At 60.7% G+C, this 21,843-nt stretch carries 13 protein-coding genes and 1 pseudogene; 5 read left to right on the top strand and 9 right to left on the bottom strand.

Annotation, left to right across the window (positions count from 1 at the left end; all coding sequences use genetic code 11):
• The first annotated feature begins 81 nt into the window (after positions 1–81).
• The gene (locus tag NK667_RS11295; protein ID WP_054614763.1) at positions 82–855 is read left to right on the top strand and encodes a type 1 glutamine amidotransferase domain-containing protein; all 774 of its coding nucleotides are present in this window, start codon (positions 82–84) and stop codon (positions 853–855) included.
• On the opposite strand, the gene NK667_RS11300 is transcribed toward NK667_RS11295, so the two are convergent.
• Entirely contained in the window at positions 761–3,073 is a 2,313-nt protein-coding gene (locus NK667_RS11300; RefSeq protein WP_054616250.1) for an ATP-dependent DNA helicase, read from the bottom strand. The genes NK667_RS11295 and NK667_RS11300 overlap by 95 nt on opposite strands.
• A complete protein-coding gene (locus NK667_RS11305; protein ID WP_054614764.1) occupies positions 3,070–4,737 on the bottom strand; it encodes a VRR-NUC domain-containing protein in 1,668 nt (555 codons plus the stop codon). The genes NK667_RS11300 and NK667_RS11305 overlap by 4 nt, the downstream gene beginning before the upstream one ends.
• Before the next feature lie 599 nt (positions 4,738–5,336).
• Here NK667_RS11305 and NK667_RS11310 point away from each other — a divergent pair.
• Positions 5,337–5,561, top strand: coding sequence for a YgdI/YgdR family lipoprotein (locus NK667_RS11310; protein WP_054046026.1), 225 nt, complete (start codon positions 5,337–5,339; stop codon positions 5,559–5,561).
• A 135-nt stretch (positions 5,562–5,696) separates the two neighbouring features.
• Here NK667_RS11310 and NK667_RS11315 read toward each other — a convergent pair whose 3' ends face one another.
• Entirely contained in the window at positions 5,697–6,062 is a 366-nt protein-coding gene (locus NK667_RS11315) for a hypothetical protein (protein ID WP_054614765.1), read from the bottom strand.
• Positions 6,063–6,503: 441 nt separating this feature from the next.
• Between NK667_RS11315 and NK667_RS11320 the strand changes: the two genes are divergently transcribed.
• The 3 genes from NK667_RS11320 (at position 6,504) to NK667_RS11330 (ending at position 9,808) form a co-directional block, all read left to right on the top strand.
• Positions 6,504–8,786, top strand: coding sequence for a hypothetical protein (locus NK667_RS11320; RefSeq protein ID WP_054614767.1), 2,283 nt, complete (start codon positions 6,504–6,506; stop codon positions 8,784–8,786).
• Positions 8,787–9,260: 474 nt separating this feature from the next.
• A complete protein-coding gene (locus NK667_RS11325; protein ID WP_054614768.1) occupies positions 9,261–9,545 on the top strand; it encodes a DUF3077 domain-containing protein in 285 nt (94 codons plus the stop codon).
• Entirely contained in the window at positions 9,542–9,808 is a 267-nt protein-coding gene (locus tag NK667_RS11330; RefSeq protein ID WP_054614769.1) for a hypothetical protein, read from the top strand. The genes NK667_RS11325 and NK667_RS11330 overlap by 4 nt, the downstream gene beginning before the upstream one ends.
• Before the next feature lie 97 nt (positions 9,809–9,905).
• Here NK667_RS11330 and NK667_RS32935 read toward each other — a convergent pair.
• The 6 genes and pseudogenes from NK667_RS32935 to NK667_RS11355 form a co-directional block, all read right to left on the bottom strand.
• Positions 9,906–10,276, bottom strand: a pseudogene (locus tag NK667_RS32935) (hypothetical protein); the annotation flags it as partial.
• 41 nt (positions 10,277–10,317) lie between these two features.
• Positions 10,318–12,171: a polyurethane esterase gene (locus NK667_RS11335; protein ID WP_054614770.1), complete on the bottom strand. Its 1,854-nt coding sequence runs from the start codon at positions 12,169–12,171 to the stop codon at positions 10,318–10,320.
• Positions 12,172–12,268: 97 nt separating this feature from the next.
• Positions 12,269–13,963 (bottom strand): polyurethane esterase, encoded by a 1,695-nt coding sequence (locus tag NK667_RS11340; RefSeq protein ID WP_054614771.1) that lies wholly within the window; start codon positions 13,961–13,963, stop codon positions 12,269–12,271.
• 23 nt (positions 13,964–13,986) lie between these two features.
• Positions 13,987–17,058: an autotransporter domain-containing protein gene (locus tag NK667_RS11345; protein ID WP_054614772.1), complete on the bottom strand. Its 3,072-nt coding sequence runs from the start codon at positions 17,056–17,058 to the stop codon at positions 13,987–13,989.
• A gap of 225 nt (positions 17,059–17,283) precedes the next feature.
• Positions 17,284–20,241 carry an autotransporter serine peptidase EprS gene (gene eprS, locus NK667_RS11350; protein ID WP_054614773.1) on the bottom strand — a complete coding sequence of 986 codons (2,958 nt, stop codon included), beginning with the start codon at positions 20,239–20,241 and terminating at the stop codon, positions 17,284–17,286.
• A gap of 237 nt (positions 20,242–20,478) precedes the next feature.
• Complete coding sequence (locus NK667_RS11355; RefSeq protein ID WP_054046043.1) at positions 20,479–21,843, bottom strand: TolC family outer membrane protein; 1,365 nt, start codon at positions 21,841–21,843, stop codon at positions 20,479–20,481.

The raw sequence follows: 21,843 nt of genomic DNA on the forward strand, positions 1-21,843 counted from the left end.
GCAATGTTGTAGTGGAGCGTCGGTAACAGAACACCTATTCTCGATGCCACCTACCGCGTCCGGCCAAGGAAACTGCCCTCGATGATTCTGATTCTGTTGCCGACCCGCGATTACGATCCGACTGAAAGCAGTGTGCCTTGGCAGGCCATGCGCCAGGCCGGGATCGAGGTGCGTTTCGCAACGCCCGAAGGCTTGCCCGCCTACGCTGATCCACGACTGGTGGACACCGGTTTCGGCCTGTTGAACCCGCTCCTGATGACGCGTAAATCCGACCTCATCAGCTACGCCCGAATGATCGAAGACGAGACGTTCCTCCAGCCATTGGCCTACGCCGATGTCGACCCTGCGCAATTCAGCGGGCTGCTGATTCCCGGCGGTCACGCCCAAGGCATGCGCAGCCTGTTGGAATCCGGGCAGGCCCGGCGTATTGCCCGGCACTTTTTCAAGATCGCCAAACCTGTCGCCGCGATTTGCCATGGCGTACTGCTGCTGGCCCGTACCCTTGACCCTGACACCGGGCGCCCGGTCATCGATGGGTACAAAGTCACGGCGCTGGTGGCCAGCACGATGGAGCTGCCGGCCTGGATCCTTACCGCGTTGTGGCTGGGACGCTACTACCGGACTTACCGGCAGACCGTCGAAGCCGAAGTGCGGGCCGCCCTGGGCAAACCTGCGGATTTCCAGCGTGGTCCGTGGGTGTCCAAACGTGATTCGGCGGACAAGCCACAACACGGTTTTGTGGTCCGCGACCGGCAGTTGCTCACCGCTCGCTGGCCAGGCGACTGTCATCGCTTTGCCTCTGAATGGCTGCGGATGCTGAGCGAACAGACCACCAGCTCGGTAGCAATTGCTTGACCTTGCTGTCGCCAAACCGGTCATCGATTAGCATCACCACGCCTTGATCCTGCTGAGTGCGGATCACCCGCCCGGCGGCCTGCACCACTTTCTGCACGCCGGGATACAGGTAGGTGTAGTCATAACCGGCGCCGAAGATAGCCGCCATGCGGTGTTTCATTTGCTCGTTGACCGGGTTCAGTTGTGCCAGCCCCAGGGTCGCAATGAAGGCGCCGATCAGCCGCGCGCCGGGCAAGTCGATGCCTTCGCCGAATGCTCCGCCCAGCACGGCGAAGCCAACGCCCTGACTGTGGGCGGTGAATTGGTCGAGAAAGTCCTGGCGCTGCCGTTCGGCCATGCCCCGCGATTGCGACCACAACGTGATGTGCGGATGCCGCTCGGCCAGCAACTGCGCGACTTGCTGCAAATAGTCGAAGCTGCTGAAAAAGGCCAGGTAGTTGCCGGGACGCTCTGTGAACTGCCGGGCAATCAGCTCGACAATCGGCTCAAGGGACGCTTGGCGGTGCACGAACCGGGTCGAGATCTGGCTGACAATGCTGACCTGCAACTGATCCGCGTGAAACGGCGATTCCACATCGATCCACACCGTATTCGCCGGGGTGCCCAACAGATCGGCGTAGTAATGCCGGGGGCTCAAGGTCGCGGAAAACAGCACGGTACTGCGCGCCGCCGTCAGGCGTGGGCGGATGAACCCGGCGGGCACCACGTTGCGCAGGCACAACTGCGACAAGTTGCGTTTGCGCTCGAGGTCGCGCTTGCTGATGTCGAACAGGAATTGCTCATCGAACAGCTCGGCCACCCGGCCAAACTGCAACATCTCGAAGTAGAAATTCTGTAAGGCGCTGTCCAGCCCTTGCGGGTGATCGTTGAGGTAGTCGCCAATGCTCGCGCTGCACGATGACAAGGCCTGGAGCAGTTTTTCCGGGGCCTTGTCATAGGCTTGATAGGGGCTGAGTTGCAGGTCATGCAACGCGTTCCACTCACGATTGACCCGCTGCAAGGATTTCTTCAGCGGCTCGGGCGCGGTTTTGCGCACGGCGTTGAGGGTCGCCTGATCGAGGCTGGCGCTATACATCTGCCGGCCGCGCTCCACCAGATTGTGGGCTTCGTCTACCAACACCGCGACCCGCCAGTTGTTGGCCTGGGCCAGACCAAACAACAAGGCGCTGAAGTCGAAGTAATAGTTGTAGTCCGCGACCACCACGTCCGCCCAGCGCGCCATTTCCTGGCTCAGGTAATACGGGCAAACGTTGTGTGCCAGGGCGACGTCACGCAACGCGCTCTGGTTCAACAGGCTCAATTGGCTGGCGGCCTGGCGCGCGGCGGGTAAGCGGTCGTAGAAGCCTTGGGCCAACGGGCAGGATTCGCCGTGGCAAGCCTTGTCCGGATGTTCGCAAGCCTTGTCCCGGGCGATCATTTCCAGAACCCGCAACGGCGGCGCATCGGCGCTGTCGAGGATCACCTGCGCCGCGTCCAGCGCCAGTTTGCGTCCCGGGGTTTTTGCCGTGAGGAAGAACACCTTGTCCAGTTGCTGCGGCGCCAGCGCCTTGAGCATCGGGAACAACGTGCCGACGGTCTTGCCGATCCCCGTCGGCGCTTGCGCCATCAGGCAACGACCGGTGCTGACCGCTTTGAACACGGATTCGGCCAGGTGTCGTTGCCCCGGACGAAACCCGGCATGCGGAAACTTCAATGCTTGAGCCGCCTGATTGCGGGCGTCGCGGTGAGCCATTTCCTGCTCGGCCCAATGCAGGAACATCTGGCAATGATGTTCGAAGAACGCCTCCAGTTCAGCGGCGCTGAACGCCTCGACCAGACAGGTTTCCTTTTCGCTGACGATGTCGAAATACACCAGCGCGAGGTTGATCTCGGCCAGTTGCAGCTTCTGGCACATCAGCCAGCCGTAGACTTTGGCCTGGGCCCAGTGCAACTGGCGGTGGTTGGCCGGTTGTTTGCTCAGGTCGCCGCGATAGGTTTTGACTTCTTCCAGGCAGTTTTGCGTCGGGTCGTAGCCGTCCGCCCTGCCCCTGACTTTCAATGATTGATACAAGCCTTCCAGTGCCACTTCGCTCTGGTAGCTGTCGTTGCGGCGCGAGGCAACGGTGCGATGGCCGACGATGCCTTCCAGTGCGGTGGGTGACGGGGTAAAGCGCAGGTCCAGGTCGCCGACCTTGGCGGTGAATTCACACAACGCCCGCACCGCGATGCTGTAGCTCAAGCGCTCTGCTCCGCCCATTGCACATAGCAGACAGCAATCGGCATCTGGTGTTCGTGGCAGAACTCCAGCCAGCGCAGTTGATTGTCTTGCAGGCGGTCGCCGGGGCCTTTGACTTCGATCATGCGGTAGGTCTTGTCCTGCGGCCAGAACTGGATCAGGTCCGGCATGCCGGCTCGATTGGCCTTGATGTCGAGCAACAGGCGATTGAACCAGTGTTTGAGGTGTTCGGCCGGCAGGCAGTCCAGCGCCTGATCGAGCAGTTCTTCGCTCAACGCGCCCCAGAACACGAACGGCGACTGCACGCCCCACTTGGCCAGGTAACGCTCGCGGATGGTCTGGCGATAGCGCCCGTCATTCAGTTCGGCGAGGCAGGCCTGGAACAACTCGGCGCGTCGCTGGTGGAAGTCTTCATTATGTAAATCCACCGGCCCGCGCTGGAACGGGTGGAAAAACGCCCCCGGCAACGGCGCGAAAATCGCCGGCCAGCAGAGCAAGCCGAACAGCGAATTGATCAGGCTGTTCTCGACGTAGTGCACCGGCGCCGCATCTTCAGCCAGGTGCGCCTGCACGTAATACTCCACCGACAGCGCCAGATCGGTGCGGGGCAGTTGCAAGTCCAGGCGTTCCATGGCCCGAGGGGCTGCGCGCTTCATTGGCGGCCCGCCCAGTTTGCGCCGCAGCCTTGGCAGCACTCGCAACAACTTCTGCTGTTCGGTGGCGCTTTCTGGTGACTGCTCGGCGAAAGACGCCAGATCCAGCGCCAACGCGTATTCACCGCAACGTTCCAGCACCCGGATCAGCCGCAATCGCGCGCCGGGATAGGCGCATTCACGGTAGATGCCCAGGGCATTGGCGAAATCGGCGATACGTTCGCAGTACTGACCGATCTGGAACAACAACTTGCCCCGACGCCGTTGCAACCAGGGATTGTTCAGCACCAATGCGTTGATCTGCTCGACAACCTCCGCCACCGCTTCACCGGCCTCGAACCGCTGCTGACACTCGTGCAGGAACACGCAGGCGTCCACGTCTTCACGGCTGCGCAAGCCTCGGGATTCGGCGCAGAACTCGACTTTTTCATAGGTGTAGATGCCGAGGTCAGCCAACACGAACTCCGACCAGTCCTGGTAAAGATTGCCGAAGAACATCAGCCGCAACCGGTCGCACAAACCCATGATGGTCAGGCTGAACAAGCGGTCATCCAGTGTCGGGCACCACTGCTGGAAGCTGCGGGACTCGGGAAACTGCTCGCTCAACAGCTGCAGCCAATCGGTCTTTTTGCCCTTGGGCTGGTCGATGGCATGGCCCAGGCATTGCAGAATCTCGGCCTTGAGCAATACGTCGAACACGTCCTCTATAAACAGTGGCGATTGCTCATCGATCCAGCCCAGTTCCAACAGCGGAGCGGCAGCGTTGGCGATATCGCCGATCTCGACGTAATGCAACTTGCCGGCCCGAAAATGCAGGCCCTTGCGCATCACCATCCGCACCAGCAATGCCCGGGATTCACGCGGCAACCGGTTGAACTCCGCCATGAAATGCTGCTCTTGCGGGCTCAACACATCGGCATAGCGATGCTCAAGCCAATCAAGCACTTGCATGAAGTTGTTCAAGTAATAGAACGGATCGTCGAGCGGATTTGCAGTCACAGGAAAAAGGGCCATGGCGAGCGAGTACTGGTTATGCGTACAGATACCAGCTACAGCCGGTGCGAGGCAATCGGAAAAGGATGGGCGGCGCGGTTAAAACATCAACTGCCGCCGGCTTTGTAGCAGCTGTCGAGGTACGAGGCTGCGTTCGCTCGTAGCAGCTGTCGAGGCACGAGGCTGAGTTCGCTCGTAGCAGCTGTCGAGGCACGAGGCTGCGTTCGCTCGTAGCAGCTGTCGAGGCACGAGGCTGCGTTCGCTCGTAGCAGCTGTCGAGGTACGAGGCTGCGTTCGGCTGCGAAGCAGTCGCCAAACCTGACCACGCGGTCTGCCTGAAACACCACATAGCCTGATTTCACGACGGCTTCGCCGCCGAACGCAGCCTCGTGCCTCGACAGCTGCTACGAGCGAACGTAGCCTCCTACGAGCCGTGCGCAGGTTTCGACAGCTGCTACAGGGTGCCTTACGGTTTAGATGACTGACATCTGGCGGCGCGGCTAATCGTGGATTTTTCAGGTGACCATCGAACTTTCTGCCGATCCACGGCACCAACCGCCATAGAGCGACAGTGATGACAGAAACCGTCACACTGATTTTTTGAGCATCATGGAGGTGTTATGAATATCAAGACCCTGGGCCTGCCCCTGGCCGTTGCAGCCTTTCTGGCCTTGGCCGGTTGCTCCACGCCAACCGTGGTGACCCTGCAGAACGGCACCCAGTATTTGACCAAGGACATGCCGAAAACCAAGACCAAGGACGGGTTCTATGAATTCGAAGATATCTCCGGGGCGAAAGTGAAGGTCAATGCCAATGATGTGGCGACGGTTCGTAAAGAGGACTGAGACCGCGTTATCGTTCTTCGCGGGCAAGCCTCGCTCCTACATTGGATCGGCGTCGTGCACAAAATGTGTGACCGGTGCGGTCCACTGTAGGAGCGAGGCTTGCCTGCGAAGAGGCCCGTCAAATCAGCACAAAAATCAAGGCATCCCCGGAACACTGGTATCGCAGACAACATAGCGATCACCGCGCTTGATCATCTCCGCCCGCAGCTTCTGGCACCGGTCATATTCCTGCTGCACCGAATTATCGATGCTGATATTGCCGGTCACTGGCGGCTTGTTCCCGTCACCGATCCGGATCGTCGCCCAAGGCTGCTCCGGCTCGATATGAAAGCGGCTTTTCGCTTCGACAGGTTCTTTGGTTTGGATCGCTGCCGGTTTCGGCAACTCATCTGGCGTCAGGCCATAACGGCTCAAAATCGAGCTGTGAGGCAGTTCTGCAGCGGCGTTCGCCGATAACACGGCCAAAGCCAACCCCAAGACATACCCCTTGCTGTTACTCACGTTGCTGAATCTCCTGTACTCAATGGCGGCATACCGCTGTGCGTTTAGACATAACGCAGCAGTGGGCGGATGCTTTAGTGCCGATTCCTGTTGGTGCAGGTGTTTGAGTCCAGGAATGGCCGATGAGTCACGGTGGCAGGCAGGTTTATCGCGTTATCGTTATTCGCGGGCAAGCCTTGCTCCCACAGGGGATCTGCGTCGTGCACAAAATATGCGACCGACGCGATTCCTTGTAGGAGCGAGGCTTGCCCGCGAAGGGTCCCTATCAGGCGATGACGATCCCGGAGCCAGACAAACTTTCCCCCACCAACGTCCATCGTCTGCCCGGCTGACCACTGATCCGAAAACATCTCCAACCTGTAATTTCTGACAGTAGCTAACCCCCTCCAGCCGAGGTTTGATCACTCCAGCCCTTCTCTGATTGCGCAAGGAGTCCACATCATGCCAACCACCCCCTCTTCCGATGACACCGTCCTGGTGCTCTACCCGCCCAGAATGCCCGGCGCCACCACACCGGTAATCGGTGCTCATTACGGCGTGCCAAAGCGCATTTATGACCTGGAGCCAATGGGCGCCAAAGTGGAGGTCAATCCTTATCCGGATCAGGAAGCGGGCGACACGGTGTTCCTCAACCTGGACGAGTACAACGGCATCGACAGCAGGCAGACGCAGTCCGACTCCGACACCGTCGCGCTCTACATCCCCAAGAATATGTTGAAGCAGGACACCCTCCATAAGCTCTCCTACTCCGTGGTGCGCGGCAGCCAGAACCGAGGTACCTCGGAGCCGCCGCTGGAGTTGCTCTACAACCTCATCCGCCCCGGCAATCAGGACCGCGCTCCCGGCCCAGGTGAAAACGATGGCCACTCCGAGCTGGAGTTGTTGCTGCCGGATGAGATCAAGAACGGCGTCGGCCCGGACTTCCCGGTGGCCGGTGTGCCGGTCTGCGTTTCCTACCCGTTTTGCCGCGCCTACGATCGGATTCGCCTGAACCTCAACGGGCATGATGTCTACCACACCGTCACCCCGCTGGAGGCACCACTGCCGGGTTCGGCCACGCCGGTGAAGGTGTGCTTTACCGTGACGCGCGCGGACCTGGCCGCAGGCGGCGATCACCCCCAATTCAACATTTCCTACACCCTCACCGACCAGTGTGGGAATGGTCCTGATCCCGACGCGCCGTGGTCGGCGTCACAGGTGGTGGATGTGGATTTGGCCGGACGCCAACTCGTGGCCCCGGACCTGGCCGAAGACCCGGATGACCCGAGCGATGACCCGGCGACCATTGACCTGATCAAACTAGGGACAAAAGACCTGACGGTATCGGTGCAAACCTTTGCACCGGTGTGGCAGGTCAACGATCGTATTCGCGTGGCCTACACCGCCACACCGCCCACCGGTCCGGTGGCGGATCAACTGATCACCGCCGACGTTACCCGTGTGCCCTTCACCTACAAACTGATGGTGGATAACGCCAAGGTGTTGCCCAACAGCGTGGTGCGGGCCCGGTATGAGTTGGTTCGCAACAATGTGGTGATAGCCACTTCCCGCATCGCGACCGCCCGAGTTATCGGCGGCGGTGCCGTCGAGTTGAGACCGCCGTTTCTGGTGGGGGCTACCAACCCGATTGACGTGCTGGCGTATCCGGATGGTGTGACGGTGCGGGTCGAACACCTGACCGCCGAGAGTGGTGACAAGGCGCATCTGGTCGAGGTCAGTCCCCTGCCCGACACCCCGGCCTTTCCAAGTCCGGTACTGAACGCCAATCATCGCGCCAACTTCAACTTGAGCCCGGCGTTCCTGGCGGCGCGGCAGGGTAAGAACATTGAGTTGAAATGGGAGTTGATTCGTAATGGAGCGAAAGTGGCGGAATCGCCGGTGTTGGCACTGACGGTGAACCGGATTGTGGATGGGGATACACGGTTGCCGACGCCAACCATTACTGCCGTGACCGATGGCGTAACCCTGGATCTGACCAGTTTCACGGGCGACACCAGCGCACTGCTCCAGGCTTGGCTGGGGATTGCCGTCGGACAACCGTTTTGGCTGCGGTGCGAAGGCACAACTAGCAGTGGCGCCCTGGTAACGCTGCGAATCCATCAAGGGACGGCCATTGGTACCACCGGTGACCAGAGCGGTGACGTGACGCGGGCGTTTCTGGGCCAGTTGGGGAATGGCACGCAGATCACTGTGTTTGCGGCGGTGAATTTTGATGGGGTGGCGAATGAGGCAACGGCGGTTAGGTTTCGGGTACGGGATTATACCGTCAAATCGGTTCCCATATTTTGGGAAGAAAATTTTAACGCTCAACCAACTCGCAGTATCTCTGCCGGGCAGAGTATTTCTCTTGATAGTATGACCATAACCTTAATTAGCGGCGCCGGCACCTCTGGTATTCATACATTCTCAACCCCAGTTCCAGGAATGCTCAACGGCCCTGCAATCGTCACAAATAACGGAACCGAAACCGGCCAACAACAAATCAGACTGAGTCTCAAATCAAACTGTTCTCGGGTAAGATTTGCCTATACCTACCAACTCAAAGCAGCCGAAGTAATTTTCTTGGATGGGGCAGGCAGGATCGACCAGCGAGACTTACCTGCAGACCCGTCAAACGGTCATAAATGGGTCGACTTTTCCGCACCCTCCGGAAGACAAATATCAACTATTGATATCATCTCCAGAGATTGGTCATATCTCGATTTCTTTCAGTTCTGGAGCTAAATAAAGAGAGAAAAAGAAACGCACTTATTTAACGGCCCGCCCATAAGTTTGGTAGGAGTTGCCGAAGGCTGCGATCTTTTGATCTCTGATTTTTAAAGGCAGGATCATCAAAAGATGGCAGCCTTCGGCAGCTCCTACGGGATCGGGGTCAGGCCTGGAAAACGCCTACAGGAGAAGCAGCTGTTTCGGGCGTTGCTTTGGTTGACTGCCCTGCCCTCACTCCCTATCCTCACGCCCGTCACGACTCATTCGTGATCGGGTTTGACGGCCTGGACTTCCTTACTACGCGCATAGCCTTTCTCTGCTCGTGCACTTCTGTGCCCGCTCATTGCATATGGTGACTGTGCGTGGGGCATCTTCGGATGCGCCGGGTTAGTGAGGACCGGTCCGTCAACCTGCGCACAGTTGCCACCCAATTCGTTTGACGGCGATTTCGTGGCAGCTCTTTTTGAACCAAAAGGAGTTACCTCACTTATGACGCAAGCAACCACAAAATCCACCTCCTTCGCCCCCTGCGATCACGTCGACCATCACCTCTTCGCCGTCCAACCCGGCATCCCCCTGCTCGACGCCTTGGAACACGCCTCGGTCTACCTCAGTTGCGCCGAAGCCCTCGCCCATCAAGCCCCTCACGCCACCCGCCCGGAACACATCGCGACGTTACGCTGGGCCAGCAAACAGATGCTCGGCACCGCAAGTTCATTGTTGCAGGCCTCCATCGACGGCATGCACGCGGCGCAAACGGGAGGTGAGGCATGAATGCGCATATGCCGATGACCCACAACGAGTGCGACATTCCGGTGTTGCTGGTGGCCACGCAAGCACCATTGGACGTGTTGCACAGCAACGCCGCGACGCGGTTTCTGGCGGGGACGCAGATGATGGAGAGTCTGGCCAGTCTGGATATCACCCAGGCCAAGGGTGCTGATGTGCAGCAACTGGCGCATGCGGCGGCGATGTTGTTGCGTGACGGGTGTGATGTGATGGATGTGTTGGGGCGGCAGATTCGGGCTCGGGTTTGATCGCATGATTTGATGTTGGATCGGCTGGCCTCTTCGCGAGCAAGCTCGCTCCCACAGGGATTGGTGCCGGACACAGATTCTGCGCCCACCGAAGGTCCCCCTGTGGGAGTGAGCCTGCTCGCGAAGGTGGCCGGACAGCCAAAATGATATTGCCTGACACACCGCTTTCGCGAGCAAGCTCGCTCCCACAGGGATTGGTGCCGGACACAGATTCTGCGCCCACCGAAGGTCCCCCTGTGGGAGTGAGCCTGCTCGCGAAGGTGGCCGGACAGCCAAAATGATGTTGCCTGACACACCGCTTTCGCGAGCAAGCCCGCTCCCACAGGGATTGGTGCCGGACACAGATTCTGCGCCCACCGAAGGTCCCCCTGTGGGAGTGAGCCTGCTCGCGAAGGTGGCCGGACAGCCAATAATGATGTTGCCTGACATACCGCTTTCGCGGGCAAGCCCGCTCCCACAGGGGACCGCGATGCCCTGTAGGAGCAAGGCTTGCCCGCGAAGGGTCCCTATCAGGCGATGACGATGCCGGAGCCAGACAAACTCTCCAACCCAACCCCCACCAACGTCACCGAATCCCCGCCAAACGTCAGCACCGTGTCATGCCCGACCGCCGTGGCATGCGCCCGGTAATCATCGTTCGGCGCCACGCCTTGAACGCCGAGAAACACCAGTTTGTCGCTGGCCTGATAGCCAATCACCTTGTCCTGACCAAACCCGCCAGTGAACAGGAACGTATTGACCCCGCCTCCCGACTCCATCAGGTCATTGCCCGCGCCGCCAACAAACACGTCGTTGCCCTTGCCGCCGATCAAATGGTCGTTGCCGTCCAGGCCAAACAGCCAGTCGCCGCTGGCATGCGCCGTGAGCGTGTCGGCACCCGCGCCGCCCTTCACCGTCGAGGCGTATTGGGTCAGGTTGTTGCCGACCTTCAGGCCATCCGCCGTGACGCTGTGGGTCACGTCGTCCTTGAACACGCCCCACAGGAACGCCGGTTCCTTGGTGATGATGTTGCCGATGTCGCGGGTGATGCTGATCCCGCCGTTGGCATCCTTGACGTAGAGGTTGCCGACGCCGTCATTGGCGAACACGAAGTTTTTCACCGACTGCTGCAAATCCAGCACGTTGCTGCCCTTGCCGCCCAGCACGATGTTGTAGCCGCCACCGTCGCGGAAGGTGTCGTTGCCATCCCGGCCTTCGAGGTAGTCGTTGCCCTTCCCGCCCTGGATCAGGTCATTGCCGTCGCTGCCGATGATGAAGGTGCTGCCCTTGTGGGTTTCGGCGTTGCGGTTCAGGTCCTGAACCCAAGTGTTGGCCTTTGCCGGGTCCGAAAGATTGGCGACGATGATGGTCGAGTCTTTGCTGGTGAGGTCGTAGAACTTCGACTCGATCACCCGGTTCATGCCATCGCCGTAAGCGGTCGGCAAGTGGGAGATCCAGGTCGGAATGTTCAGGATGGAAAACGGCAGCACGTTCCATGCGGTCGAGGCGTAGTGATCGTTGAAGCTGACGATGTTGTCGGTGGTCGAGGCCTTGGCGCCGTCATGCACGCCCACGGACGCGAGGTTGAAGGTCGAGCCGTCGAGAGCGCGGAACACCGGATCGTTTTCGTAGCCGACGTTCAACACTTTGTCGGTGCTGCTTTGGGTTGGCGAGGCGTAGGCGATGTAGTTCGAATCCTTGTAGAAACCCGACCATTTGTCCGTGCTCAAATCCGCCAGGCTGTTGACCGCCAAGCCGCCGAGGCTGTGGCCGCTGACCAGCACGTCTTTGCCTGACAGGCCATGGGCACTGGCAAACGCCGCCAGATTGCCGAACAGTTTGCCAAAGGCTTCACCGGCGTAGTTCTTCGCATAATCCTTGGGCCCCAATGCGGCCAGCAGATCATTGATCGCGTCGCCGATGGAGTCGCCGATCAGGATTTCCCGTGGGCCGCTGGTGCCACGAAAGGCGATGCCAAGCTCCGTAAGATGACCTTGGGCGTCGTATTTGCCGAGGATCTCGACCTGCGCGCTGGTGTAGCCAGCCTTCTCGCCGTAGAAGGTTCCGCGTGCGTCGGTCTTGCCGTCATAGCCCAGTTGCGAGGCGGTGATCGGCGTCCAGCCGGCCTTTTTCACGGCGTCCAGTGCGAGTTTTTCGGAATCCGGATTCCACGGCACGCCGGGAATGACGCCCTGGGAATCGGTGCCACCGATCAGCGCGGTGATCAGCGTCGCCGGCAACCCGAGGCCGAAGCCGTTGTGCTGATAACCGGCCGCAAAGCCGTTATCGAGGTTGTGATAGGAGTACAGCGTGATGGCCATGGCGTCGCTGAACAACGCCTTGGATTCTGCGGTGCTGAAGTTTTTGTAATCGTAAACACCCATTGCTATTGCCTCTCTTTTGTTGGAATTGTCAGAGATAGCTCACAGCCAAAGCGCCTCGGGAATGAGGCGCTCCGGAGCATTTCAGTGCATGTCGCCCTTATGCAAAGGTAAAACTTGAGGTGGACAGGTTATCCAACCCGACGCCGACCAGGGTCACGGCAAAATCGCCAATCTTGAGCACGGTGTCGTGGCCGGACTGGGTCGCATTTTGCTTGTAGTCATAGCCCTGCCCTGCGCCCTGCACGCCCATGAACACCAGTTTGTCGCTGCCCTGGTAGCCATTGATCGCGTCGAAACCGAAGGCGCCGCTGAACAGGAAGGTGTTGTTGCCGCCATTGGCATGCATCACGTCATTGCCCGCGCCACCGACGAAGGTGACGTGACTCTTGTCGCTGCGCAGCAGGTCATCGCCGGCATTGCCGAACAACCAGTCGCCATCGACGGTGGCCGCCAGGGTGTTGCCATAGGCATCACCGTTGAGCGAATGGTTGTAGTGGGTCAGCTCGCTGCCATTGAGCAAGCCGTTGGCCGTGACGTTGTAACTGACGTCCTTGCTGCCCAACCACGAGCCTGGCTCCTTGCTGACTATCGCGCCAATGTCGCGGGTCAGGCTGATGCCGCCGTAGGCGTCGCGCACATACAGGGTGCCGTCGCCATCGTTGGCAAAGCTGAAGTTCTGCAACGGCTTTTGCAGCTCGAAAGTGTTACTGCCCTTGCCGCCGAGCAGGATGTTGTAGCCGCCGTCATCGCGGAAGCGGTCGTTGCCGTCCCTGCCCTCAATGAAGTCATTGCCGGCGCCACCCTTGAGCAAGTCGTTGCTGTCGGTGCCGATAATGAAGGTGCTGCCGATGTGCGGCTCGCCGCTGCGGCCGAGGTCCTCGACCCAGGTTTTACCCCGGGAATCGACCGCCAGGTTGGAAACGATCAGCGTCGAGTCCTTGCTGGTCAGGTCGTAGAACTTCGAGTCGATCACCCGGTTCAAGCCATCGGCGTAACCCAGCGAACCATGCGCCGACCAGCTCATCGGGTTGAGGATGCTGAACGGCACCAGGTTTTGCGCGGTGGAGGCGTAATGGTCATTGAAGTTGACGATGTTGTTGGTCGCCGACGCCTGATAACCATCGTGCTTGCCCACCGAACCAGTGCTGAACGTGGTGCCATCCAGCGCGCGGAACACCGGATCGTTTTCGTAGCCGATGTTGAGCACGTTGGTGGAGACGCTTTGGGTTGGCGAAGCGAAGGCCACGTAGTTGGCCTGCTTGAAGAAACCGCCCCAGTTGTCGCCGCTCAACTCTGCCACGCTGTTGACGCCGAGGCCGCCGAGACTATGGCCGCTGATCAACACGTCCTTGGCACCCACACCGTGGGCGATGGCGAATGCGGCGACGTCCTTGAGCAAGGTGTCGAAGGCGTTTTTCGCGTAGTTCTTCGCGTAATCCACCGGGCCGATGGCGGCCAGCAGGTTGTTCTTGATGTCGCCGAAGGTGTCGCTGTAGCCCAGGCCACCGGTGCCGCGAAACGCCACGCCGATGCCAATCAGCTTGCCGGCCGCGTCGTACTTGCCGAGCACTTCGGCTTCAGCGCTGGTGAAGCCGTCCTTCTCGCCAAAGAACGAACCTTGCGCACTGACCTTGCCTTGATAACCCAGCGCCGTCGCGCCAATCGGCGCCCAAGCGGTAGCGGGCAATGGCTTGCCCGTCGGCGTGTAGGCATAAAGCGTCAGGGCGATGGCATCGCTGTACAACGCCTTGCCGGCGGCACCGCCGGCATTTTTGTAATCAAACAGTCCCATGTGTTGGCTTCCTTAGCGTCAAATCAGAACTGCCAGTCCAGGGTCAGGCCCACGCCGTGGTCCTTCTCGTTGGAGCCGATCAGCCCGTTGTAATCCAGGTTTACGCGGGTGGCTTTGTTCAAGGCCAACCCGGCACGCAGGCCGACCACGGCGGCATTGCGATCCATCGACACGCTCTGCACGTTGAACCCGGTGTTGCCGTTGGCAAACGCCAGGTGTTGATCGGTATCAACGCTGCTCAAGTTGTGCTGCCAGCCGAGGCTGCCGGACAGTTCGAGGCTTTTCTGGTCGGACAGCGCAATGGCTTTGCTCGCCCGCAGACCGAGGGTCGAGAGCACCGCGTCGCGATTGTCTTCACCGCCCTTGAGCGCGGCGGCATCACCCTTCTCGGTGAAGCTTTCGCTGTTCAGGTGCACGTAGGCCAGTTTGGCGAACGGTTCCAGAGCCAACGGTTGCAGGTCCAGACGATACGCCGCTTCGGTGAACACCTGCGCGGTGCTCGCATCGTGCTTGGTTTTCTGCTTGCCGCTGACATCGGCGAATTGCAGGTCACGTTTCGCATCAATGCGATGCCAGCTGTAGGCACCGCCGACGCTCAGGCGCAAGGCATCGATTTCATGCCCCAGGTACGCACCCAAGTGGTAGCTGTCGACGTCGGCCGACGAATGCGTGCCATCGCCCATGCTCAACGAACTGTTGCTATAACCGGTGACGAAACCGAGACGGGTATCTTTAGCGATCAGGCCATCGCCACCCACCAACAAACCGCCGATGGAGCCGTTGGAACTGGCGTTGTCGTTACCGCCATCACTTTTGCCCCAGGCGCCCAGGACCTTGACCCACAGGTTGCTCTTGTCATCGGTCGGCGCGCCGGCATCGAACAGATCACGTTCGCGCAGGCGATCGCTGACTGCATCACGCAGGTAACGGCTGTCGTTGATCAGCATGGTGCCGATGGCTGGATGAATCTCACCGGACAGTTGCTGGAACGCTTGCTGGGCCACCGCCGCAGTCGGCGATAACAGCAGGGTTTCGTACAGCGCATTGCCCGCGCCCAATTGCTCGGCGGCAGCAGCCACGGCGCGTTGGTTCGGGGTCTGGCCCACATCGCTAAACGTTGTCGCGTTACGCTCTACCGCCAGTTGAACACCGGTGGCCGAGTAATCCAGGGCGCCGCCGATAAACAGGTAGTTCGGCAGTACCGCACCGAATTGGCCCTGAATGCCGCCCGCCGCTTGCAAGATGTTGTACTGATGGCCGAGCAGGCTTTGCGTTTCGGCAGTGGTCAGCAAGGTCGGGCTGTTTTCCAGGGACAGGCTGACAGTGGCGCCATCGATCACGGCTTTGCCGCCCGCGACGATCTGGTCGCTGCTGGTTGGCGACAGTTCCACGGCGTAGGTCGAGCCGCGCTCGAAGACCACGTCGCCGGCCACTTGCAAGGTGCCGATGGAATTGCCCGGAGCCACGGTGCCGCCACTTTTCGCGGTGAGCGCGCCGATGCGGCCGTTACCGCCGAGGATGCCGCTGTCATTCACAGTGACTGCCGACGCCAGCGAACCGTTGATTGCCAGCCGCCCCTGATTAACCAGGGTCGGGCCGCTGTAAGTGTTGGCGCCGGTCAGCACCAGGGTGCCGATGCCTTGCTTGGTCAGGCCGCCATGGCCGGAAATGTCGTTGCGCCAGGTGTCGAGCCCGCAGTGCACGTCGTTGCAGACGCGCTCGGTGGGTTTGCCGGCGTCGATGATCCCGCCAATGCCTGGCAGGTTCGCGACAAACTGGCTGTCGCCGTAGGCGCCCTGGATGCGGAACTCTTCAGGAATGTCCTGCTCGGTGACGAACATCGCCGGGCCGTCGATGCCTTTGCCCAGGTTGATCATGCCCCAACCGTACAACGCATCGACGCCAGGCGCGCCGAGGTCGGTGGCCGTGGTGCGCAATACGCTGGCGACCTGTGCGCCGGTCATGTACGGGAAGCGCTCCATCAACACCGCCATGGAACCGGCCACGTGCGGCGCCGCCATCGAGGTGCCGTTGTAGTTGGCATAGCTGGTGCCGAGGTTATCGGCGCTGGTGCCGGTGATGATCGAGCTGTAGATCCTGCTGCCCGGCGCCGACACGCAGTAACTCGCGGTGTAGCCGCAGCGCGATGAGAACGTGCTGATGTTGTAGAGGTCGGCGCTGGTCAGGTCCGGATTCTTTTGCAGCGCCGCCACGGTGATCCAGTTCGGGGCGATGTCCGGCACGAAATACGCCAGGCCGGCGATGGCATCCGGGTTGTTGAGGTTGTAGTCGTTGCCGGCGGCGAAGATCGTGACGATGCCACTGCGGGCCGCCGCGATAGCGCCGTCATAGGCACCGCCCGGTTTGGTGCCGAGCAAGGGCTGGATCTCGTTGAACTGCAACTGCGCGTCTTGCACAGTGAAGTGCGGGAACGCCGGGTTGCGCCCGCCGAGGTCGAAGCGATCGGTGATACCGATGCCCCAGCTGTTGTTGATGATCCGCGCGCCGCTGGCGATCAGCGCATCCCAACCGGCCTTGTAGACCGCGCCGTCGTTGCCGCGAATGATCCCGTCTTCCGGGCCTGGGTCGCCGTTGTCGGCACTGATGATTTGCGCGCCGAATGCTACGCCGTGCATCGGTCCGCCATCGCGGCTGCCAGCGGCAATCCCGCCGACGTGGGTACCGTGGGCGCCGAGTTTGCCGTCGGAACCGACCGAAGGCGCGCCGTCATAACGGAACGCGTCCCCGGCTTTGACCGGGATGTACGGGTCGGTGTATTCGCGGATGCCGCTGGTGACCAGATTGATCACCTTGTTGGTGCCGGAAAATTCCGGGTGCTGGGCATAGACCGGCTGGTCGAAGATCCCCAGTTTCACGCCTTTACCGGTGTAACCGGCGGCGTAGGCCTGCTGCGCATTGATCGCACCCACGCCCCAATCGGCGTTGAACTCGGCGCTGCGCCAACTGTTGGGATCCCCGAGTTTGCCGTTTTCCACGTACGGCGCGGCATGCGCGGTGCCCAGGCTGGCCAGGGCGCAGAGCACGGCGAGGTTGAGGGTTTTCAGAGCAAATTTGTTGTTGTTTACAACAGTCATCCAGTTACCTTCCTTAGTTGTGTTGCCAAAATCCCTGCGCCGAAGGCGCACTAATATTCACAGCGACCTGTAGCAGCTGCCGAGCCTGCGAGGCTGCGTTCGGCGACAAAGTCGTCGTGAAATCAAGCGACACGGTGTTTGAGGTCGACCGCATGCACCGGTTTCACGACGGCTTCGCCGCCGAACGCAGCCTCGCGCTGCTCGGCAGCTGCTACGACGACCGCGTTAAAACTGCCAGTTGAGGCTCAGCCCCACGCCATGGCTTTTCTCGCGGCTGGCCAGTTGGCCGGTGTAATCGAGGTTCAAGCGAATATCCCGGCTCAGAGCGAGGCTGGCATGTGCGCCCACCAGTGCGGCATCGCGCATCAACGGCGAACTTTCCACCGCGAACGCCGTGCCACCGCTGGCAAACGCCAGGTGTTGCTCGGAATCGACGCTGCTCAGGTTGTGCTGCCAGCCGAGGCTGCCGCTCAGGTCCAGTTGTTGCTGGCCGGACAGGTTTACAGTTTTCAGCGCCCGCAAGCCCAGCGTGCTGAGCACTGCATCGCGGGTGTCGCCATGGCTCTTGAGTGCGGCGGCATCACCCTTTTCGGTGAAGCCTTCTGTGTCGAGGTGCACGTAGGCCAGGTTGGCGAACGGTTCCAGGGCCAGCGGTTGCAGGTTCACGCGATACGCTGCTTCACCGAACACCTGGGTGGTGGCCGCATCGACCTTGGCTTTTTGCTTGGCGCTGACGTCGCCGTATTGCAGATCACGTTTCACATCGGCGCGATGCCAGCTGTAGGCACCGCCCGCGCTCAGGCGCCAGGCGCCGAGTTCGTGACCGGCATACGCGCCCAGGTGATAGCTGTCGACTTGCGCCGAGGAATGCGTCCCCGAACCCATGTTCACCGAGCTGTCGCTGTAACCGGCGACCAGACCGATCCGGGTTTGCTCATCCACTGCGCCATCGACACCTGCGAGCAAGCCACCAATCGAAGTGGTGTAACCCGCCGTGTCGTGGCGATCATCGGTCTTGCCCCACGCGCCGAGGGCCTTGATCCAGCCGTTGCTTTGCGCACCTTTGGCGTCGTTCAGGCGCTCGCCGACTGCATCACGCAGGTAACGGCTGTCGTTGATCAACACCGAGCCCAGCGCTGGGTAGATTTCCCCCGACAATTGCTGGAACGCCTGTTGCGCAGACGTAGCAGACGCCGACAGCAGCAGACTTTCGTACACCGGATTGCCCGCGCCCAAGCCTTCCACGGCGCTGGCCACGGAGCGCTGGTTCGGGGTCTGGCCGACGCTGGCGAAACTGGTGGCATTGCGTTCCACGTTCAATTGAACGCTGTTCGCCGCGTAATCGAGGCTGCCGCCGATAAACAGGTAGTTGGGCAACACTGCGCCGAACTGGCCCTGAATGCCGCCGCCCGCTTGCAGGATGTCGTACTGATGACCGAGCAGGCTTTGCACTTGTTGGGCGCTGAGCAAGGTCGGGCTGTTTTCCAGGGACAGGCTCACGGTGGCGCCATCGATCACGGCTTGGCCGCCAGCGACGATCTGGTCGCTGCTGGTTGGTGACAACTCCACGGCGTAGGTCGAACCGCGCTCGAAGACCACGTCGCCGGCCACTTGCAAGGTGCCGATGGAATTGCCCGGCGCCACGGTACCGCCGCTTTTCGCGGTGAGTGCGCCAATACGGCCATTGCCGCCGAGGATCCCGCTGTCATTGACGGTGACCGCCGATGTCAGCGAACCGTTCACCGCCAACAGACCGCCGTTGACCGTAGTCGGTCCGCGATAAGTGCTGTCGCCCGTCAACATCAAGCGACCGGCGCCGGATTTGATCAGGCTGCCTTCATAGACGCGAGATGCCGCTGCGGTATTCCGCGCTGTGCCCACCGCGTAGTCGGTCTGGTCCTGTTGACTGGCACCGGCTGCCACGCCGTTTTCCCAGCCTTTGTCCCTGAGAGTTTGTTGCCAGGCGCTGTGTTCGGCGGCGTCTTCGGCCTGGCGCTGGATCAACGCTTTGTCGCTGATGCCGTTGCTCCAGACATCGCTCTGCCCTGCCCCCAGATTGGCGTCGAACGCGCCGAGCAATTGCCCCGGTCCGTGCAACGCCCGCTCCAGATTGGCGACGCCCCAGCCGACCTGCGCGTTCGGCGCATCAGTGATCGAACCGTCGAGCTGGGTCGCGGTGGTCAGCAGCACTTGCAGCGCTTGCTGGTTGTTCATGTACGGGTAGCGTTCCATCACCAGCGCCAGAGCGCCCGTGGCGTGCGGCGCGGACATCGAGGTGCCGGACTTGATCGCATAACCGCCATCGGGAATGGTGCTGTCGATCTTCGCGCCGGGGGTGGTAATGCACCAGTATTTGGCGATTCCGCACTGGTTGTACTTCTGCAGGTTGCCTTGATCGAGTCCCGACACCGCCAGCCAATGGCCTTCCAGGTCTGGCTGGAAGTACGGCAGCGCCGAACGCACGCTGGCGTTGGGGTAGCCGCTGTTGCCGGCGCTGAACACGTTGATCACACCGCGACGGGACACGTCGGCGGCGGCATCCAGCCAAGTGCCTTTGTTGAAGTGCTGGGCGTAGGCCGCGTGCAGGTCGTCGAGGGTTCGATAGCTGACATCCGGCGGCTGACTGCCCCAGCTGTTGTTGATCGCACGCACACCGGCATCCGCCAGCGCGTCGTACGCCGCTTTGAAATAACGCGGATCGGGTTTCGGGCCGAACAGGAAGCTGTCAGTCTTGTTGGTGTTGGCCACATAGAGTTGCGCGTTGTACGCCACGCCGTGCATGCCGGTGCCATCGCGAGACGCGCCGATGGTGCCGGCAACGTGGGTGCCGTGGGAGTCGTTGTTGGTGTTGAGCGCACCGTTGACGCTGAACGGTGTGCCATCGACGTAGCTGCCGCTGGCGGTGACCGCGTGATAGCGGTCTTTGGCGAATTCGGGATGGGCGGAATCGAAGCCGGAATCCAGTTCACCGATGATCACGCCTTTGCCAGTGATGCCGGCGGCGTAGGCTTGATCGGCCTGCATGCGCGCCAGGCCCCAATCGCGCTGGAACTCGGCCGAACGCCAACTGGCGGCGTCACCGGGCTTGCCGGTTTCAAGGTACTGGGCCTGGGCGGCTGCGGGGATGGCCGAAACCAGGAGCAATAGCGTGCCGACCGAAATCGGCTTGATCTGTACGTCCATGTCGTTCTCGCTTTTTTGGCGTTTTTAGAGTTTTAGCCCCCTGTCCGCGGGGGTGGTCGTGCGGTGTTGCTGTGTCGCTATGTTTTCAGGTTGCAGGTAGCTCTGTGGCGAGGGGCTTGCCCCCGTTCGGTTGCGCAGCGACCGCCGCTTTGGAGCCGCTTCGCAGCCCAACGGGGGCAAGCCCCCTCGCCACAAAAGCCCTATTGCCACATAATTTCACTCGCCACACTGATGTGTTTATCGGGATTTCGGGCCCTGGCCAAACGCCTCGTCGACCTTCGCCAGATCCTGCTCATTCAACGTCCCGGCGTAGTAATGCAGCTTGGTCCATGCCATCAGGTAGTCGTAGCGTGCCTGAGCCAAATCGCGGCGGGTGGTAAATAGTTGTTGTTCGGCGTTCAGCGCATCGAGGTTGACCCGCTCGCCACCGAGGATGCTTTGCTTGGTCGAGACCACCAGCGCTTCAGCGGAAGCCAGGGCCTTTTGATAGGCGCGCAGCTTGTTCACGCCCGACAAACAGGCGCTGAACTGGCGACGCAGTTCGATCAGGGTTTCGCGGGTCTTACCGTCGAGGTCGTACTCAGCCTGTTCCATCGTGCGGCTGGCCTGACGGGTCATGGCCGACACTCCACCACCGGCATACAGCGGCACGCTGACTTCAATACCAATGGTGTTGGTGTCGTAACGCTGGTTATAGGTGTTGCCGCTTTCCGACTCGTTCTGTCGCACCGTGGCGTACGCGTTGACTTTCGGCAGGTGCCCGGCGCGGTTGCGTTCGACTTCATACCGCGCGACTTCCACGGCTTGGCGCTGCGAAGCCAGGTTCGGGTTATTGGCCACGGCCATTTCATGCCAGGTGTCGAAGTTGGCCGGGGTCAGGGCGAAGGTCTGGAAGTTCTGGTCCAGCGGTGACAGGTCGCCGATGTTGAGCGCCGGCACACCGATCAGCGCACCTAACTCGCGCAATGACGCGTCCTGCTCATCCCGGGCTTCGATTTCTTCGGCCGTGGCCAACTCGTAACGAGACTCGGCTTCAAGAATATCGGTGCGCGTACCCTCACCCTGGCGGAACATCTGTTCGTTCTGCTGGAACTGTTGCTCGAACGCCTTCTTTTTCGCCAACGCGATGTCGATCTGATCCTGGGCGAACAACGCCTTGGTGTAGTTCTCCAGCACCCGCACCAGCAATTCCTGGCTCTTGCCGCGGAAGGTTTCGTCGGCGAACAGCGACTGCGCCACGCCTTTGCGGTACGACGCGTAAGCCTCGTAGTCGAGCAACGGTTGTTGCAGGCTCAGGGTCGAGCCGTAACTGCTGTAGTTGCGGTCATCGGTCTGGTTCTGCCCGCGCTCATTGAGGGCGGTGGCCTTGGACGAGTTGCGACCCTTGTTGTAGTTGTAACCGATCCTGGGCAACAGCCCGGCGCGACCGATAATGCGGTTTTCCAGGCCGGCATCCCGCTCCTTGATGGCGCCGAGGAACACCGGATCATTGCGCAACGCCTGTTCGTAGATTTCAAACGGCCCCAGGGCCATCGCACTGTTGCAAGTCAGTAACGCCAGGGCCGCCCCGAGCATGGAAAGCTTATTCATACAACCGAACAT

The sequence above is a fragment of the Pseudomonas nunensis genome, assembly GCF_024296925.1.
GTDB lineage: Bacteria > Pseudomonadota > Gammaproteobacteria > Pseudomonadales > Pseudomonadaceae > Aquipseudomonas > Aquipseudomonas nunensis.

Coding starts and splice junctions, on each gene's coding strand:
- NK667_RS11305 (WP_054614764.1), bottom strand. CDS start 4,737: ATGGCCCTTTTTCCTGTGACTGCAAATCCGCTCGACGATCCGTTCTAT.
- NK667_RS11295 (WP_054614763.1), top strand. CDS start 82: ATGATTCTGATTCTGTTGCCGACCCGCGATTACGATCCGACTGAAAGC.
- NK667_RS11345 (WP_054614772.1), bottom strand. CDS start 17,058: ATGACTGTTGTAAACAACAACAAATTTGCTCTGAAAACCCTCAACCTC.
- NK667_RS11355 (WP_054046043.1), bottom strand. CDS start 21,843: ATGTTCGGTTGTATGAATAAGCTTTCCATGCTCGGGGCGGCCCTGGCG.
- NK667_RS11325 (WP_054614768.1), top strand. CDS start 9,261: ATGACGCAAGCAACCACAAAATCCACCTCCTTCGCCCCCTGCGATCAC.
- NK667_RS11310 (WP_054046026.1), top strand. CDS start 5,337: ATGAATATCAAGACCCTGGGCCTGCCCCTGGCCGTTGCAGCCTTTCTG.
- NK667_RS11335 (WP_054614770.1), bottom strand. CDS start 12,171: ATGGGTGTTTACGATTACAAAAACTTCAGCACCGCAGAATCCAAGGCG.
- eprS (WP_054614773.1), bottom strand. CDS start 20,241: ATGGACGTACAGATCAAGCCGATTTCGGTCGGCACGCTATTGCTCCTG.
- NK667_RS11340 (WP_054614771.1), bottom strand. CDS start 13,963: ATGGGACTGTTTGATTACAAAAATGCCGGCGGTGCCGCCGGCAAGGCG.
- NK667_RS11320 (WP_054614767.1), top strand. CDS start 6,504: ATGCCAACCACCCCCTCTTCCGATGACACCGTCCTGGTGCTCTACCCG.
- NK667_RS11330 (WP_054614769.1), top strand. CDS start 9,542: ATGAATGCGCATATGCCGATGACCCACAACGAGTGCGACATTCCGGTG.